Genomic DNA, 15,381 nt, shown 5'->3' on the forward strand with positions numbered 1-15,381 from the left:
ATCAAATCGCCCAGCACGCACAGCCGAGCGCTCCCCAGAACGAACGCGCATCGGACGCGGGTACGCTGCGCAACCACGCCTGGTCGTGGCTGTGCCCATGCACGATGCATGCGTTTGCGCAACCGCACGACGCGCCGGCCACCTTCTGCAACGCCGCCTCTGCGTCGCCCTTCGAATCCCTCCAGGCCGCAAAGCCGCCGAACCGCCGCACCGGCGACCAGTCGGGCATGGCGGGCGGCGGCTCGCCGTCGTCGAGAAAAGCGAACTCGCCCGTTCCATAGACAACGCGCCCGCCTACCAGCGTCAGCATCGAAGTCGTGTGCGCGATGTCGTCCTCGGCACAGGAGAAGAAGTCGCGGTCCGGCACGATCAGATCGGCGAATTGTCCAACCGCGATCTGCCCTTTCTTTCCTTCCTCGTTCGAGAACCAGGTCACCTTCTCAGTCCACATGCGCAGCGCCGTTTCGCGATCGACGCAGTTGCGTTGCGGGTACAGGCGCAGACCGCCGACCGTTCTTCCCGTCACCAGCCACGCGAGGGATACCCACGGGTTGTACGAAGCGACTCTCGTGGCGTCGGTGCCGGCCGATAGCCGAATGCCCTTCTCCAGCATCTTCGCCACCGGCGGCGTGGCTGCCGCGGCGGTCGAGCCGTAGAGTTCGACGAAGTATTCACCTTGATAAGCCATCCGATGCTGGACGGCGACGCCGCCGCCGAGTGCGGCGATACGATCCATCGAGCGCTCCGAGATCGTCTCGGCATGATCGAAGAACCAGTTGAGACCCGCCAGCGGTATATCGCGGTTGACCTTTTCGAATACGTCGAGCGCGCCGCTGATTGTCTCGTCATACGTCGCGTGCAAGCGCCACGGCCAGCGATTCTCGGCCAGCACGCGCACCACGGCCTCCAGTTCGTCTTCCATCTGTAGCGGCGTGTCAGGCCGCGGCTCACGAAAATCCTCGAAGTCTGCGGCGGAATAGACGAGCATTTCACCGGCACCGTTGTGCCGAAAGTAATCGTCCCCCTGCTTGTACTTCGAGGTTTTTGTCCAATTGAGGAAGTCCTGCTTTTCTTCCTTCGGTTTTTGCGTGAACAGGTTGTACGCAAGCCGCACGGTCAGTTGTCCTTCATCCGCGAGCCTTTGAATCACCTCGTAGTCTTCCGGATAGTTCTGGAAACCGCCGCCCGCGTCGATCACGCCGGTGACACCGAGTCGATTCAGTTCGCGCATGAAATGACGCGTCGAATTCAACTGATAGTCGAATGGCAGTTTGGGGCCTTTCGCGAGGGTCTCGTAGAGAATCGATGCATTCGGTTTCGCGAGCAGCAGGCCAGTCGGGTTGCCTTGGCCATCGCGCATGATCTTGCCGCCAGGAGGCTCGGGGGTTTCCTTCGTGTATCCGACGACGCGCAATGCTGCAGCGTTCAACAACGCGCGGTCGTACAGATGCAGGATGAATACCGGTGTATCCGGCGCCACGGCGTTCAGCTCGTCGATGGTCGGCAACCGCTTTTCGACGAACTGCTGCTCGGTGAAGCCGCCTACCACGCGCACCCACTGCGGCGGCGGCGTGATCGCGACTTGCCGCTTCAGCATGTCCATTGCGTCGGCCAGCGAGCGCACACCGTCCCAACGCAGTTCCATGTTGAAGTTCAAGCCGCCTCGCACGAGATGCGCATGGTTGTCGATCAGCCCCGGTAGTACGAGGCGGCCGTTCAGATCGACAATGCGCGTGTTCGAACCGGCGAGCGGCATGATTTCCGCCTCGTCGCCGACAGCGACGAACGTGCCGTTTTCGATTGCGACTGCGCTCGCCGTCGGCTTCGACCGATTCAGAGTCACGAATCGTCCGTTGCGCAAGACGAGATCGGGAATGTGGAAAGAGGCGGTCATGAGCGAATGTCTCCGGTGGATTCCGATATGGCGCTTGACTGCTTGGGCGCCGGCCGGCCGGGCAGCATCCCCAAGATGTGGTTGCTGCAACCTGCATCGCGCCAGGCGGCCTGCAGCGTATTCCCGCCAAGCAAGCGTTTTGCGAGCGGTGCGATCTGCTCGCCGCCCAGCATGCCGAGCAGGCCGAGCAGCGCGATGAGTGGCGGCGCGGGTGATCTCACGTTGATCAGGCTGTAAATGACGCCGACGAAAACGCCGGCTCCCAATGACAACAGGTAGAGTTTCATGAGCGTGTGAAAAACATTTCACCCGAAGCGAAATTGAAATCCCCAACGGCTCTGCGGCTCTGCAATTTGTCTCGCGAAGCGGGGGCGCGTAGGTTCGATCGCCGCGTCGTTTGAAGCGCGGCGTCTGGGCGCATCGAATGCGTTTCCGCCACTCACGCTTGCGCGACGTGGCGGAACTTCCTGCCAATATATTATGGATGCCGAATTATCAAATTCGATTTCCAATTCCTTTCTCTACAACATGATTCAATGAGCTTACTTCACGATCCCGAACGGGTCCGGAACCGCGTGCTGATTCGCGTTGTTCCAGAAGTTCTGCAGTACGAATCCGTATTCCGGAAGGTTCTGGATGAACGGTGCGAGCATGTCGTTCGCGCTCGGCAGCTTCCAGTCGGCTTGAAGCTCGCAGGCGAGCGCGAACGTCGTGACCAGTTCAGCGCCAGCCTTGCTCATCCGCGACATGGCGGCCTGCGCCTCATAGGCGTTCCACGCGCCGCATGCGTCGACGACAGGAAACACCTTGTAGCCGTCTTGCAACATGGAGAGCGTCGGGAACGCACAGCAGGTTCCGATCGTCACGGCGGAAATAATGATGTGCCTGCGGCCAGTTTGCCGAACCAGGTTCTCCAGCGCTGCGCGAAACGTCGGATCTTCGTAGCAGTTGATGATGCCGGTGCGCCTGTAGATCGGCTCGTCGCCGAAGATGTCCTTGATCTCGGGTAGCGTATCGCCGTTCTGCCATTGCGCGTTCGATGACGAGATCAGCACGGGCATCTTCAGCGCCTTCGCCGCGCGCGCGAGGCCGACGACATTGCTTCGATATTCGGCCAAGGAGCCGAAATCGCGCACACCCGCCATCAGCCCGATCTGATGATCGATAAAGAGGACGATCGCGTTTTCCGGCGTCGGCTTGTCGTACGGCACACGGCCAGCGCGCGCCGCGTCTTCCGCCGAAACAACGGGAGGCTGGATCTGATTGGTGGTGGGGCTAACAATATCTGCCGGTCTGTCGATCATTTTGTTATCCGAAATTAGTGGAGGGATCTCGCTAAACGCTTCTACACATCAATGGCGAGTATGTGCGACACTAACACGCAAGTTTCTATACGGTAAGGTACTTACCAATTGGTAACCGACAGGACTCGACATGGACCAACCCACCCCCAGAATCGCGCCGTTCCCGGCGTCCAGGCAACCTTGCCCCTTCGAGCGCTTCGTGGATATTTTTTCCGGCACATGGATGCCACGGATTCTGTGGCTTCTGCTGGATGGGGCTACTTATCGCTTCGCGGAAATCCAACGAATAGTCGAGCCGGTCTCGTCGAAGGTACTGACTGAAAGACTGCGATATCTCGAACAGCAGCGGCTCGTCAAACGCATCGCTCGGAAGTCGGCCACGCCCTATGTCGAGTACATGATTACCGACAGGGGCAAGTTGCTCGAGCCGGTTTTTCATGCGATGGCGCAGATTTCCGATCAACTGTTCGGTGATGAGTTATCGAGTCAAGACGTCAATCAGTGAACGTCTTTGTGGTTCTCCCTCCCTATTCGGTCCGACATCATACGTATCGTGCTCGATTTGAGGCGATACTTAAAAGTTCTAACAAAATGAGTAGCGAGGGCTGTTAACCCGGTGCGCGCTCTGTCAACCTCTTGGTCGTCTCGCTGACGAGGGGGCGATGGCAAAGCCGCTACCCGATGACCAATTGTGGTCACTCATCCAACCGATGCCGCCACCACCGAAGCCACGCCCACGCGACACCCGGGGCGCAAGCCGCTCGACGATCGCGCCGTGCTCGCCGGCATCCTGTTCGTGCTGCAATCCGGTATTCCCTGGGAGATCCTTCCGCAGGAAATGGGATGTGGACGTCTCCTACATCCTCGGGGCGCTTCAGGTATTCACGGGTGAGACGTACTTGCAGACCAAGCTGCCGCTCGATCCGCCGAGCCTGACGCGCTGGCGCAAGCGGCTGGGCGAAGCTTGCGTTGAAAAGCGGCTGGCGGAGACGATCGAGGCGGCCAAACGGGCCAAGGTCGTCAAGCACGCGAGTCTGAAGCGCGTGATCGTCGATACGACGGTGATGAAGAAGGCGATTGCCTATCCGACCGATTCGCGGCTGCTCGAGCGCTGCCGCGAACATCCGGTGAAGGCGGCCGCTCGACATGGGCCGAAGCTGAGGCAGAACGACAACCGCGAGGCGCCCCGCCCGGAGAGCCAGATTGGCCGCCATGCGCACGCGAAGCAGTGCAAACGGATGAAGAAGGCGCTGCGGACCCTGAGGGCCGCCCCATCCGATGCGGCAACGCGCTAGCCTAGCCAACGGCACAAGCGCTTGCAAACCACGCAAGCCGCGATTGGCAAAACTCGAGATAGGCGCGCACCAGCGCCGACGGATGCCGATGCGACGGATACAGCAGATTGACATGCTGTTCAGGCAGCGGGTGGTTGGGAAGCAACGCAGTCAACCGTCCCTGACGAATCGGATCGGCGGCGAGAAACGGCGGGAGCTCCGTGACTGCCTCTCCGGATATTGCGCTGCGGCGCAACTGTGAATAGTCATTGGTGGACAAGACGACGCCGGGTTCGAACGTCTGCTCGCCCAAACGCCATCCCCGACTGAAATTCGCACCCGTGCTCCAGACCGCACAGGGGAACCGATGCAGGTCGTCTGGCGCCTCCGGCGTACCCAACGCGTCGATCATCGCCGGACTGGCGACCAGGACGTGGCGGTAGGAGAGTAACCGGCGCGCCACCATCGCTTCGTGCGAGATCGCTCCGATCCGCAGCGCGACGTCGATCCCATCCTCGATCAGATCGACTCGACGCTCGGTCGTATACACGTGCAAGTGGATATCCGGATACCGCTTCCCGAACGCCGACAACAGCTCCCACCACGCCTCGAATGCGGGCGGCAACGACAAGCGCAACCGTCCCTTCAGCCGGGCCTGATCGCTGACCACCGCCTGCTCGCCCTCGGCGAGCATCTCGACGCCTCGGCTCGCATGCTCGTAGAACCGGGTCCCGGCTTCGGTCAGCTTGGTGCCGCGCGTGGTGCGCTCCAGCAACTGCACCTGCAATTGCTTCTCGAGCGCACGAATACGGCGGCTGACCGTCGGCAACGGCATCTCCAGCCGCGCGGCGGCACCGGAAAGGCTGCCCGTCTGCACGACGCCCACGAATATCCGTACGTCGTTGAGGTCCAATTCAGCCTGCCAAAAATGAAAGAGATTTTTTCATTTTAGCTAGTTCCGTTGCAGATTTGACCAATCCAGAATGACGCGTGTTCGACGGCTCATCGATCTAACGGATGAGCCGTCATTTCGCAACTTTTCGCACCTCGGGCAACGCATGCCGAAGCGGATTCCGCCGGGCGTCACGATGGAGACGCCCGGTACGGAGACCGTGTCGCGTGCGCGCCCGGCGCGCATCCGGAGTTCTCGTGAAGGCCTACGTCATCGAACGCTTCGGCGGCCCGGCACGTCCTGCAGTTGCAGGACGTGCCGATGCGGAATCCCCGCGACGACGAAATCCGGATTCGCGTTCGCGCGTTCGGACTCGACCGCGCCGAGATGTATCTCCGGTCGGGCAACCTCGGGCCAATTGGCGACCAGCCTCGCGTGCCGGGCGTCGAAGCGGTCGGTGAAGTGCTCCACGATCCTGCCGGCCAGCGTCGAACCGGACAGGCCGTCGCAACCGCGATGGGCGGGCTGCCATTCACGCGACCGGGCAGCTACGCGGAGCAAGTCACCGTTCTGCGCGGCAACGTCGTCGCCGTGGACGACTCGGCGCTTTCATGGGAAGCGCTCGCCGCGTTGCCGCAAGCGTATGTCACTGCGGCCGGCGCGCTCGACAAGGTGCTGGCGATCTGTTCCGTCCAAACGCTGCTGATCCGTGGTGGTACGCCTTCGGTCGCGCTCGCGGCAATCGCCCATGCGAAATACCGTTGCGTCACGGTCATAGCTACGAACCGGGCGCAAGCCCATTTTCAGCGGATGCGCGACGTCGGCGCCGATCTTGCTCTCGTCGACGGCGGGCAAATTGCTGCAACCGTCAAGGAAGTTGTTCCGTCTGGCGTCGACGTCGTGCGGGAAGGCGTCGGCGCCGGCACCCTGAGGGATTCGCTCGGCATCCGAAGTCTTGACGTTCGCCCGACGGGTTCGCCCGAGCGACACGCCATGCACGCCGCTCGGGTGACGGCGATTTTCCGGCAACACAGGAACGGGGCCGGGCAATTCGCCAGACTTTCGTCGCTGAGATCGTGCGATCGGCACTCGCGCCGCAAACAGCTCAGCCGGTCGGCCGCGCAACGAATGCCACCCACGCCGATACCCTTCGGCTTGTCCGGGTTTCTATCAAAGCGGATGGCACAGGCAGGCCGCTGCCATTCGAGTACGTGTCCAAACAGCAGGATTAGGAGTGTATGAATGTTTCAGTGGAAACTCATTAGCCATTCACGTTTCGGCATCTTGGCGCCGCATCGAATCGTCGAGCCGGGTGCGACCGCGGCACAATGGGTCAACGACCAAACGGCGACGTTCGCCCAAAACATGCGAACGTCCTATCGCGCAATGATTCCGTCTGCCGGCGCACCCGACCCGGTCGATCAGGTGCTCGCGATCGATGTAGCCGCCACGCATCCCGCCCGAAACATCCCGGTGCGCGTATACAAGCCGACCGATGCGCGAGCGGACGAACGACTTCCGGTCGTGCTGTTCACGCATGGTGGCGGCTTCGTGTCCGGCGATCTGGATACGCACGACGTGCTCGCGCGCGCGATCGCCAGCCGTGCTCGCGCGCTCGTGATTGCCGTCGACTACCGGCTCGCGCCCGAATTTCCGTTCCCCGCGGGTCTTGAAGACGTCTACGCCGTGCTGCGATGGACGGCCGACCACGTTGACGAAATGGGCGGCGATGCCAAGCGGGTCGTGCTCTGCGGCGATAGCGCCGGTGCGACTCTTTCGACGGCGACCGCCATGCTCGCCCGCGATCGCGGCGGTCCTCGACCGGTGGCGCAATGGCTCATGTACCCGTCCGTGAGCAACAAACTGGACACACCCTCATGGGCCGAGCTGGGCGACGCGTACTTTCCCACGCGGGAGGTGATGCGCAATGTGCTCGCAAGCTATGTGCCGACGGAAACAAGTCCGCATGCGCCGCTGCTTTCCCCCATCCTGGGAGATCATGCCGATCTGCCGCCAACACTGATTCAGGTCGGCCAGCTCGATCCGTTGCGCGACGAGAACGTCGCGTACGCAAGCAGCCTGAAAGAAGCAGGCGTTGAAGCATCCGTCATCGTCTACGAAGGGCAGTCACACGGTTTCATCCAGTTCTTCAAGGACAAGGCGAATCATCCCCGAGGCGAGGTCGCACTAGACGATGGAATACGATTTCTCCGGAAACAAACTGCCTCACAGTAATCCGTAAGCCCGGCTGGCGCCGGGCATACATCCGAAATGACACGCACGGTCCGACGAGGCTCGGTGCATGGACGGCAAGTCGCGAGCGCCGGGCTTGTGACCGCGGAACTTGGGGGAAGCAGTTGATGGACGGATTGGCACGCAGCGATTCCGCGACCAGGAACCTGCCCGGCTACGTATTCCAGATGGAGCGGTCACGCGGCGCGCGGGCCGGCCCGCGCGCCGATCTCGGCCTGCCGCACTGAAAAATGAACAAATTCTCCGACATGAGCACGTTCGTGGCCGTCGTCGAATCAGGCAGCTTTTCCGAAGCCGCCCGCCGCCTCGGCACGACCAAGTCAATCGTCAGCCAGCGCGTCCAGCAGCTCGAAAAGCGTCTCGGCTGCATGTTACTCAAACGCGGTCGCCCGCTGCAGCTGACCGAACCCGGACAAAGTTACTTCGATCATTCGAGACCGCTTCTTCAGGAGCTCGAAAGAATCGAATCCGACGTTCAGGAAGCCGGAGCGAGCCTGCACGGCACATTGAGGCTCGTGGTGCCGGCCACGTTCGTCACGCGCCAGCTTGCGCCGCTATTGGTTCGCTTTGCCGCGAAATATCCCGACCTCTGCGTGGATGTCGAGGCGGAGGACCGGCTATCCAATCTGCATGACGGTCATTTCGACCTCGCAATACGCATCGGCAAGCTGACCGATTCGAATCTCGTCGCGCGCACGCTCACCGCCAATCACCACCTGATTTGCGCCAGCCCCGCCTATCTTGCCCGGCGCGGCGTGCCTGCGCATCCCGCGGATCTACTGCAGCACGACGGACTGATCTATCTGAATCGCGAGCCCAACGGCATGTGGAGCCTGCCGCTCGACGGCACCCAGCAGTCGTTTCGTATCCGTGTCCGGATGCGAACCGATTCGGGACATCAATTGCTGGCGGGCGCACTGGCAGGCCTGGGCCTTGCGATCCTACCCACGTTCCTCGCCGCCGAAGCGCTCGCCGCCGGCGATCTCGTGCCCGTTCTGCCGGACCACCCCCCGCCGGGCGGACAGATATCCGCGCTGTACCGAAAAACGATTCGCACGTCGCCCAAAATCCAGGCGCTCGTCCAGTTTCTCGCCAACGAGATCGGCCAACCGGCCAGTTGGGACGCCGCGCTCGTCGAGCGCGGCATTCTGCCTCGCGTCCGGCAGGCGTAACGGCGCTTCACGCCCCCTGGGCCCAATCGCCGCCCATGTGCCGCACACGTCGTTGTCGGGCCCGGCGTTCGTGGAAACCGAACGCCGCGTTCGCCTGCCGCCGGCTATGCCGGTGCGTTCGCAATTCGTAATCTGGTCGCGACTCATTTTCACAAGGCCCACGACCGTGAGTGACGATACCCTGCGAAACCTCGCGCGCCGCACGATGCTCGCGCAGACACTCTCCCATTCGGCCGCACTCGCCGTCGGCTCGCTGCTCAACGGCGAAGCGACCGCGGCGCCGGCCTCCGCCGACGCACCGACAGACGCGCCGTCCCGCCGCCGCGCCGGCAACGGCAAACGCACGCTCGACGTGCTGATCGTCGGCGGCGGCTCGGCCGGCGCCGTGCTGGCGGCGCGTCTCAGCGAGAAGACGAGCCGCAACGTGCTGCTGCTCGAAGCCGGCCGCAACTACGCCGCGTGGGACTATCCGCACGTGATCGCGAGCAGCGACATCGTCGGCGGCGACGCGCGCCATGAGTGGGGCTACCGCACCCAGACCGGCTACATCGATCACCCGATCGGCGCGCTGCGCGGCAAGGTGCTCGGCGGCAGTTCCGCGATCAACGGTGCGGTCGCCATTCGCCCTCGCCCGCAGGATCTGAAGAACTGGAATCTTCCGGGCTGGTCATTCGACGACATGCTGCCGTCGTTCAAGCGACTCGAAAGCCGCGACAGCGGCAGCGCCGCGCTGCATGGCCATGCCGGCCCGCTGCCGGTACGCCAGCTGACCCGCGAGGACATCACGCCGATGCAACGCGCGTTCGTCGATGCGACCGTCGCGAATGGCTATCGCGTCATCGACGATTTCGACGGTCCGGACGCCAACGGCGTCGGCCCGTATTCGATGAACATCGTCAACGGCGTGCGCGTCAACACGGGCATCGCCTATCTGACCAACGACGTCCGCGCGCGCAACAACCTGCGAATCCGGGGAGACGCGCTCGTTGACCGCGTGCTCTTCGACCGCGACCGCGCGATCGGGGTCAGGCTTGCGAACGGCGAGGAAATCCACGCGAACGAAGTGATCCTGAGCGCGGGCAGCTACGGCAGCGCCGCGATTCTGCTGCGATCCGGCATCGGACCGGGCGCGGATCTGCGCGCGCTGTCGATCCCCGAAGTCGCGAATCTGCCCGTCGGGCAGCGCCTGAAGGATCACCCTTTCTATTACAACGCCTACGCGGCGCGCCCCGACAGAATCGGCGACCAGTCGCCCGTGATCGGCGCGTTCCTCTGGACGCACAGCGCGTCCGCGCAAAACGGCGACCTCGATTTGCACGTCACGGCGACCCATCTGTTCCCGCACGACCAGAGCCCGACCAAGGTCGGCTTCGTGCTCGCGGTCGCGCTAACGCGGCCGCTGTCGGTCGGCAGCCTGAAGCTCGCGAGCCGCAAGCCGGGCGACGCGCCGGTGATCGACCTGAACTTCCTCGCCGACGAGCAGGACCGCGTGCGCCTGCTCGACGGCATCAAGCTGGCGCGGCGCATCGGCCGCACCGCCCCATTGTCGGACCTCATTCATTCCGAGCTGAATCCCGGCCCGGGCGCGGCGACCGACGAGCAGATCCTCGCGTCCGTCAGGTCGACCCTGGACACCTACCACCACCCCACGTCGACCGCGCCGATGGGTGTTCCGGGCGATCCGCACGCGGTCGTGGACCTCGACGGGCGCGTGCACGGCATGCACAACTTGCGCGTCGTCGACGCGTCGATTTTCCCGGACTCGGTTTCCGTCGCCACCAACGTCACCACCATCGCAACGGCCGAGCATATCGCTCGCCACTACCTCTGAATCCGGGCCGGGGAAACTCATGACTTCCATTTCTCATGCATTGCATTGGATCGACGGCGAATGGGTCGATTCGCCCGTTCATCGCGATTCGCTCGATCCCGCAACCGGCGCCGTGATTGGCCGCTATGCCGACGGCGGCGAAACCGAGGCGCGCGCGGCCGTCGCCGCCGCGTTGCGCGCGTTCGATCGCACGCCCTGGAAGCGCAACGCCGCGCTGCGCGCCAAGGTACTCGAGGAACTCGCCGTCGCATTCGAACGACACACCGATGCACTGATCGACCAGCTCTCGCTCGAGAACGGCAAGATCAAGCCGGAAGCCCGGTTCGAGGTCGAAATGGTGCCGTCGAAGCTGCGCTATTACGCGGCGCTCGCGCGCGCCGAGCGCGCTCACGGCGGCACGCCGCACCCGGACGTCGTGTCGCTCGTGCTGCGCGAGCCGATGGGTGTCGCCGGCATCATCGCGCCGTGGAACTCGCCGGTCGTGCTGATGGTGCGCTCGCTCGCGCCCGCGCTCGCCGCCGGTACGACCGCCGTCGTCAAGTTGCCGGGGCAGACTGCGCAAACCAATGCGCTCGTCGCCAGGGTGATGTCCGAAGCACCGTCGCTGCCGCGCGGCGTCGTCAACGTATTCAGCGAATCCGGCTCCGACGGCGCGAAATACCTCGTCGCATCGCCGGACGTGCCCGTCATCAGCTTCACGGGATCGACGGCGACCGGCCGCGCGATCTCGGCCGCCGGCGCGCAGCGCCTGAAGCGCTTCGGCCTTGAACTCGGCGGCAAGACGCCGCATGTCGTGTTCGACGACGCCGATCTCGACGCCGCGCTGCCCGTCATCGAGAAGTCGATCACCGTGTTCGCCGGCCAGTTCTGCATGACGGGCTCGCGCCTGCTCGTGCAGCGGCGCGTGGCGGAGGCTGTCCGCACGCGTCTCGCCGCGCGCCTCGGCGCGGTGCGCGTCGGTCCCGCCGCCGACCCGCGCAGCGACATGGGGCCGCTCATCGACCGGGCCAATGTCGCGCGCGTCGACCGCGCCGTCGAACTGGCGATCGCGGCCGGCGCAAAGGTGCTGCTGCGGGGCGGCCCCGCCACCGACGGCGATCTCGCGAAAGGTGCGTTCTACCGGCCGACGCTGCTCGAAGTCGACGATCCGGGGCTCGACATCGTGCAGCATGAAACGTTCGGACCGGTGATGACGCTGCAGGTGTTCGGTAAGCGCTAAATCCGCCACACGTCGTTAGGTGACGTGTTACCGGGTAACATGTTTCGAATCGATAGTTACCGGGTAACGAAGGAGATGCGAGATGACGCAAACGACGGCGCAGCGGCAGGCGGCTTATCGGGCAAGGCGCGAGACGGCAGGCAAGGACGGCAACGGTGATCGACGTCTGGATATGTGGATGAGCACGGAAGCGTATCTTGCTCTGACGCGGTTAGCTCGCCGTTACTCGGTAACGAAGCGCCAGATGCTGGAACGGTTGATCGCGCGGGCAGACGACGCGATTGTGCGCCGACTCGATCCCGATTCGGAACAGTGGGACCAATACTTCGGCCCAGCGCGGTAGCGATCGGAGTTACCCGGTAACGGCTTGCTGTCGAGCGAAGTTGAACGGTAGCAGGTCGCTAATATCGGCATCCGGTGCGCGCTGCGGCAATTCGGTCAGCACGTGCAGCAGATAGGCATGGGGATCGACGCCACAGGCTCGACACGTGAGCATCAGGCTGTAGACCATCGCGCTCGCTTTCGCGCCGTCGACCGTATCGCTGAAGAGCCACGACTTTCTCGCCGTGGCAAACGGCCTGATGTCGCGTTCGATGACGTTGTTGTCTATTGCAAACCGGCCATCGTCCACATAGCGACTCAGGTAAGGCCATTGCCGGAGACAGTAGCCGATCGCCTCGCCTAGCAGGCTCTTGGGCAGAACCTTCGGCGCGAGCTCGTCGAGCCAACTCTTGAAGGCGTTTAGCAACGGCACGCTGTGCTGTTGGCGCAAGCGGTACCGGTAATCGGCCAGCGTCTCGCCTTCGGGCAACGTCTGTTTGGCGAGCGTCTCGACCTGGTACAGCGCCTGGAAGAATTCGAGCGCCTTCGTGATGCGGGGGCTCGGTTTGTTCTTCTGCCCCTTGAGCGCATCCGTGAACATCCGGCGTCCATGCGCAAGGCATCCGAGGTGCGTGGCCGATTTGACCGTCCGCCACGCAGGCCAGCCGTCCGTCATCAGCGTGCCCGCGTAGTCTCCGAGGAACTCCTTCGGGTACTGCTGGCCACGCCCCGGCTGGTACTCAAACAGCACCACCGGCTGCTCGCTATCCTCCGCGCTTCGGTAGACCCACATGTATGACTTGTCCTGCGCGTTTCGGCCGTTCTCCTTCAGGACCTGGACGGTGGTCTCGTCGCCGTGAATCAGCCACTGGCTGAGCAGAATCTTCTTGAGCGCCTTGAACAGGCGCGTGTAGTGAAGCTCGGCGGGGCGGATGATCCAGTTCGCCAGCGTACCGCGGCTGACTGCGATATTCGAGCGTGCGAGCACGTCTTCCATCCGGTACAGCGGCGTGCCGTCGACATACTTGCCGGCCGTGACGGCGGCGATCATCGATGCACTGGCGTGACTACCCGGCAAGGGCTGCGCCGGCATCGGCGCGACCACGATCGGTGTGTGCGTGCCGTGACGCTCGCAGTGCCGACACGCGTACTTGAAACGCGCGTGCTGCAGCACCGAGACCTTGACCTGCATGTGCAACTGTTCGCTGATTTCCTCGCCCATCCGATGCATTGCCTTGCTGCAGCACGGGCAGATCTTCTGGTCTTCGGGCAGGTCGTACTCGATTCGCTCGCGCGGCAGGTCCGCGGGCAGCGGTTTGCGGCCACGCTTGCGCGGTTCAGGCTGGCCGGGTTCCGGCAACCCGGTATCGGGCAACGTCAGCGGCTCGCCGTCGTCCTCCTCGGCCGGCTCAGCGTGGGCTGCCTCTTCGGCCTCGTTGAACACGCGGTCGCGGCGCTTCTCGCTCTTCGGCGCGTACTGTCGGGCCAACGCGAGACGATATTGCTCTTCCAGCGCATCCAGGCGCTTGGTCAATTCGTCGATCCTGGCGTCACGCTCGGCAATGACCTGAGCATCGGCCGCCACCCGCTCCTCCAGCTTGTGGATATAGGCCTTGGCGGTGCGCGGAAGTCGGGGGAGATTGGGAGGGGACATGCGCTCAACGATAGCGAAACGCAGAGCCAAATAGGTTTACGCGAATTTGTAACAGCTAAAGCCGCCGTTGTTTACTGACAACAGCGGCGATACCCTGCTTCAGTTCGTGTGGCAGTACTGCCGCGCTGGGTGGCGGCGCACGGCGTCGATATCGACGCCGTCGAGCAGCAGGTGAAGCTGCTCGGCCGTCAGTTCGATCACGGCTTGCTGACGGCGGGGCCAAACGAAACGGTCGGCCTCGAGGCGTTTCAATAGGAGCCAGAATCCGGCCCGGTCATACAGCAGAAGCTTCACGCGATCGCGTTTGCGGTTGTGGAACGCGAAGACGGCTCGCGCAAGCGGATCGAGCAGCATCGACTGCTCGACCAGCGCGACGAGGCTGTTGATGCCGGCGCGGAAGTCGATGGGCTCGCGGTGCAGGTAGATCTGCAGGTCCGCGTCGAAGCGGAACATCAGCGTGCCCCCAACGCTTCGATCATCGCCTTCACGAGAGCGCCATCGTGTGCGGCGCATTCGAGCTGTAGCGTTACGCCGTTGGGCAACTGCGCTGATAGTCGCGCCGGCGTCATTGCCTTCGCCGCTTCGTACCTGTGTGACGTTCGCCGTACGTTCACCGGCTCGGGGTTCGTGCGCACCGGTGCCACCTCGTTGATCGGAACGACCGGCACGAATGCCGATGGCAAGGGCTCGACGCACGCCGTCACAGCAGCATTCGCGCGTTCGCGCAATTGAATCCACTTATGCAGCTGGTTCGCGTTCACACCCGCCTTCAACGCCAGTCCGGCAATTGACGCGCCCGGCTGCAGGCAGGCTTCAATCAGCTTGCGCTTACCCTCGGCGTCAAACCTGCGCTTGCCCGTCGCGGTCACGCCGGTCACCCGCAGTGGCAGGAAATCAACTTCGTTCTGTGTCATCGGTTGCGTCCGCAAGTTGTAGTTGCGGACGCAAGCCTGCGCTCGTTCAGCTTTCGATTCTAGGTGGGGTTAAATTCGCGCTTACGGTGTTCGACACGGAAGACGAAGCGATCAAGCTCGCCAACGACAGTGAATACGGCCTCGCCGCTGCGGTGTGGACGCGCGACGTCCAGCGCTCGATGCGGGTCGCGCGCGCGCTGCAGGCGGGCACGATCTGGATCAACGACTGGGCGAAGATCTACGACGAATTCGAGGAAGGCGGCTACCGCCAGTCGGGCCTCGGCCGCCTCAACGGCGCCGCCGCCATCGACGATTTCATCGAGTACAAACACATCACGCTGAGCACCGGAGTCCCTCAATGACAGGCGCGATCATTCGCGACGGGCATCCTATGACGGGACTCAACGAAGTGCGATGGAACGCGTCGGGAAAATCACCCCGCAACGGCGGCGGCTGCCTGGCAAACATCGATACGCGGCCGCTCGATGCGGAAAGACGCATCGATAAGAGATCGTCACTGTATCGGCGACACTATTCCGTCACTCACGTCATGGCGCGCGCAATCGATCCTTGATTGCCCAGACCGTCGAATGTTGCGGACGGCTCGTCGATGACGGCAGTCGCGCCATGTCAGACGAATCGACCGTGCAATC

General features: G+C 63.3%; 14 protein-coding genes and 4 pseudogenes. 11 read left to right on the plus strand and 7 right to left on the minus strand.

What is annotated here, in order from left to right:
- Position 1: 1 nt before the first annotated feature.
- The 3 genes from WS78_RS18010 to WS78_RS18020 all read right to left on the minus strand — a co-directional run bounded on the left by WS78_RS18010 (position 2) and on the right by WS78_RS18020 (position 3,198).
- On the minus strand, positions 2-1,894 hold the full coding sequence (locus WS78_RS18010) for an amidohydrolase (RefSeq protein WP_038755458.1): 1,893 nt from the start codon (positions 1,892-1,894) through the stop codon (positions 2-4).
- Positions 1,891-2,181, minus strand: coding sequence for a DUF1427 family protein (locus WS78_RS18015; RefSeq protein ID WP_085701526.1), 291 nt, complete (start codon positions 2,179-2,181; stop codon positions 1,891-1,893). Before WS78_RS18015 ends, WS78_RS18010 begins: the two co-directional genes overlap by 4 nt.
- 255 nt (positions 2,182-2,436) lie before the next feature.
- The gene (locus WS78_RS18020) at positions 2,437-3,198 is read right to left on the minus strand and encodes an isochorismatase family protein (protein WP_052145010.1); all 762 of its coding nucleotides are present in this window, start codon (positions 3,196-3,198) and stop codon (positions 2,437-2,439) included.
- Positions 3,199-3,328: 130 nt separating this feature from the next.
- Between WS78_RS18020 and WS78_RS18025 the strand changes: the two genes are divergently transcribed.
- From WS78_RS18025 to WS78_RS18030, 3 genes and pseudogenes are all read left to right on the plus strand, one after another.
- Entirely contained in the window at positions 3,329-3,703 is a 375-nt protein-coding gene (locus WS78_RS18025) for a winged helix-turn-helix transcriptional regulator (RefSeq protein WP_059608709.1), read from the plus strand.
- Positions 3,704-3,860: 157 nt separating this feature from the next.
- Positions 3,861-4,048 (plus strand): annotated as a pseudogene (locus WS78_RS37660) (transposase); the annotation flags it as partial.
- A 25-nt stretch (positions 4,049-4,073) separates the two neighbouring features.
- Positions 4,074-4,466 (plus strand): annotated as a pseudogene (locus tag WS78_RS18030) (IS5/IS1182 family transposase); the annotation flags it as partial.
- Positions 4,467-4,494: 28 nt separating this feature from the next.
- Here WS78_RS18030 and WS78_RS18035 read toward each other — a convergent pair.
- Complete coding sequence (locus tag WS78_RS18035; protein ID WP_059584030.1) at positions 4,495-5,385, minus strand: LysR family transcriptional regulator; 891 nt, start codon at positions 5,383-5,385, stop codon at positions 4,495-4,497.
- Between the two features lie 300 nt (positions 5,386-5,685).
- Between WS78_RS18035 and WS78_RS36005 the strand changes: the two genes are divergently transcribed.
- The 6 genes and pseudogenes from WS78_RS36005 (at position 5,686) to WS78_RS18070 (ending at position 12,182) form a co-directional block, all read left to right on the plus strand.
- A complete protein-coding gene (locus WS78_RS36005) occupies positions 5,686-6,606 on the plus strand; it encodes an alcohol dehydrogenase catalytic domain-containing protein (protein ID WP_156437381.1) in 921 nt (306 codons plus the stop codon).
- Positions 6,607-7,599, plus strand: coding sequence for an alpha/beta hydrolase (locus WS78_RS18050; RefSeq protein ID WP_226377164.1), 993 nt, complete (start codon positions 6,607-6,609; stop codon positions 7,597-7,599).
- Between the two features lie 248 nt (positions 7,600-7,847).
- Positions 7,848-8,789 (plus strand): LysR family transcriptional regulator, encoded by a 942-nt coding sequence (locus WS78_RS18055; protein ID WP_038748267.1) that lies wholly within the window; start codon positions 7,848-7,850, stop codon positions 8,787-8,789.
- A 166-nt stretch (positions 8,790-8,955) separates the two neighbouring features.
- A complete protein-coding gene (locus WS78_RS18060; RefSeq protein WP_156437380.1) occupies positions 8,956-10,620 on the plus strand; it encodes a GMC family oxidoreductase in 1,665 nt (554 codons plus the stop codon).
- Positions 10,621-10,639: 19 nt separating this feature from the next.
- Positions 10,640-11,827 (plus strand): annotated as a pseudogene (locus WS78_RS18065) (aldehyde dehydrogenase family protein); the annotation flags it as partial.
- A 94-nt stretch (positions 11,828-11,921) separates the two neighbouring features.
- A complete protein-coding gene (locus tag WS78_RS18070) occupies positions 11,922-12,182 on the plus strand; it encodes a hypothetical protein (protein WP_059574446.1) in 261 nt (86 codons plus the stop codon).
- Positions 12,183-12,191: 9 nt separating this feature from the next.
- On the opposite strand, the gene tnpC is transcribed toward WS78_RS18070, so the two are convergent.
- The 3 genes from tnpC to tnpA form a co-directional block, all read right to left on the minus strand.
- Complete coding sequence (gene tnpC / locus WS78_RS18075; RefSeq protein WP_059670996.1) at positions 12,192-13,814, minus strand: IS66 family transposase; 1,623 nt, start codon at positions 13,812-13,814, stop codon at positions 12,192-12,194.
- A 99-nt stretch (positions 13,815-13,913) separates the two neighbouring features.
- Positions 13,914-14,267: an IS66 family insertion sequence element accessory protein TnpB gene (gene tnpB / locus WS78_RS18080; protein ID WP_059580646.1), complete on the minus strand. Its 354-nt coding sequence runs from the start codon at positions 14,265-14,267 to the stop codon at positions 13,914-13,916.
- A complete protein-coding gene (gene tnpA, locus WS78_RS18085) occupies positions 14,267-14,728 on the minus strand; it encodes an IS66-like element accessory protein TnpA (protein ID WP_059584105.1) in 462 nt (153 codons plus the stop codon). The genes tnpB and tnpA overlap by 1 nt, the downstream gene beginning before the upstream one ends.
- A gap of 77 nt (positions 14,729-14,805) precedes the next feature.
- On the opposite strand from tnpA, the pseudogene WS78_RS18090 reads away from it, so the two are divergent.
- Both WS78_RS18090 and WS78_RS36010 read left to right on the plus strand, forming a co-directional pair.
- Positions 14,806-15,090, plus strand: a pseudogene (locus WS78_RS18090) (aldehyde dehydrogenase family protein); the annotation flags it as partial.
- Positions 15,087-15,302 carry a hypothetical protein gene (locus tag WS78_RS36010; protein ID WP_145986824.1) on the plus strand — a complete coding sequence of 72 codons (216 nt, stop codon included), beginning with the start codon at positions 15,087-15,089 and terminating at the stop codon, positions 15,300-15,302. The pseudogene WS78_RS18090 and the gene WS78_RS36010, both read left to right, overlap by 4 nt.
- Positions 15,303-15,381 lie beyond the last annotated feature (79 nt).

This window comes from Burkholderia savannae (assembly GCF_001524445.2).
Lineage (GTDB): Bacteria > Pseudomonadota > Gammaproteobacteria > Burkholderiales > Burkholderiaceae > Burkholderia > Burkholderia savannae.

Bases quoted from the DNA above. Each gene is read 5' to 3' on its own strand.
- WS78_RS18010 (WP_038755458.1), bottom strand. From the start codon at position 1,894: ATGACCGCCTCTTTCCACATTCCCGATCTCGTCTTGCGCAACGGACGA.
- WS78_RS18015 (WP_085701526.1), bottom strand. From the start codon at position 2,181: ATGAAACTCTACCTGTTGTCATTGGGAGCCGGCGTTTTCGTCGGCGTC.
- WS78_RS18020 (WP_052145010.1), bottom strand. From the start codon at position 3,198: ATGATCGACAGACCGGCAGATATTGTTAGCCCCACCACCAATCAGATC.
- WS78_RS18025 (WP_059608709.1), top strand. From the start codon at position 3,329: ATGGACCAACCCACCCCCAGAATCGCGCCGTTCCCGGCGTCCAGGCAA.
- WS78_RS36005 (WP_156437381.1), top strand. From the start codon at position 5,686: ATGCGGAATCCCCGCGACGACGAAATCCGGATTCGCGTTCGCGCGTTC.
- WS78_RS18050 (WP_226377164.1), top strand. From the start codon at position 6,607: ATGTTTCAGTGGAAACTCATTAGCCATTCACGTTTCGGCATCTTGGCG.
- WS78_RS18055 (WP_038748267.1), top strand. From the start codon at position 7,848: ATGAACAAATTCTCCGACATGAGCACGTTCGTGGCCGTCGTCGAATCA.
- WS78_RS18070 (WP_059574446.1), top strand. From the start codon at position 11,922: ATGACGCAAACGACGGCGCAGCGGCAGGCGGCTTATCGGGCAAGGCGC.
- tnpC (WP_059670996.1), bottom strand. From the start codon at position 13,814: ATGTCCCCTCCCAATCTCCCCCGACTTCCGCGCACCGCCAAGGCCTAT.
- tnpB (WP_059580646.1), bottom strand. From the start codon at position 14,267: ATGTTCCGCTTCGACGCGGACCTGCAGATCTACCTGCACCGCGAGCCC.
- tnpA (WP_059584105.1), bottom strand. From the start codon at position 14,728: ATGACACAGAACGAAGTTGATTTCCTGCCACTGCGGGTGACCGGCGTG.
- WS78_RS36010 (WP_145986824.1), top strand. From the start codon at position 15,087: ATGACAGGCGCGATCATTCGCGACGGGCATCCTATGACGGGACTCAAC.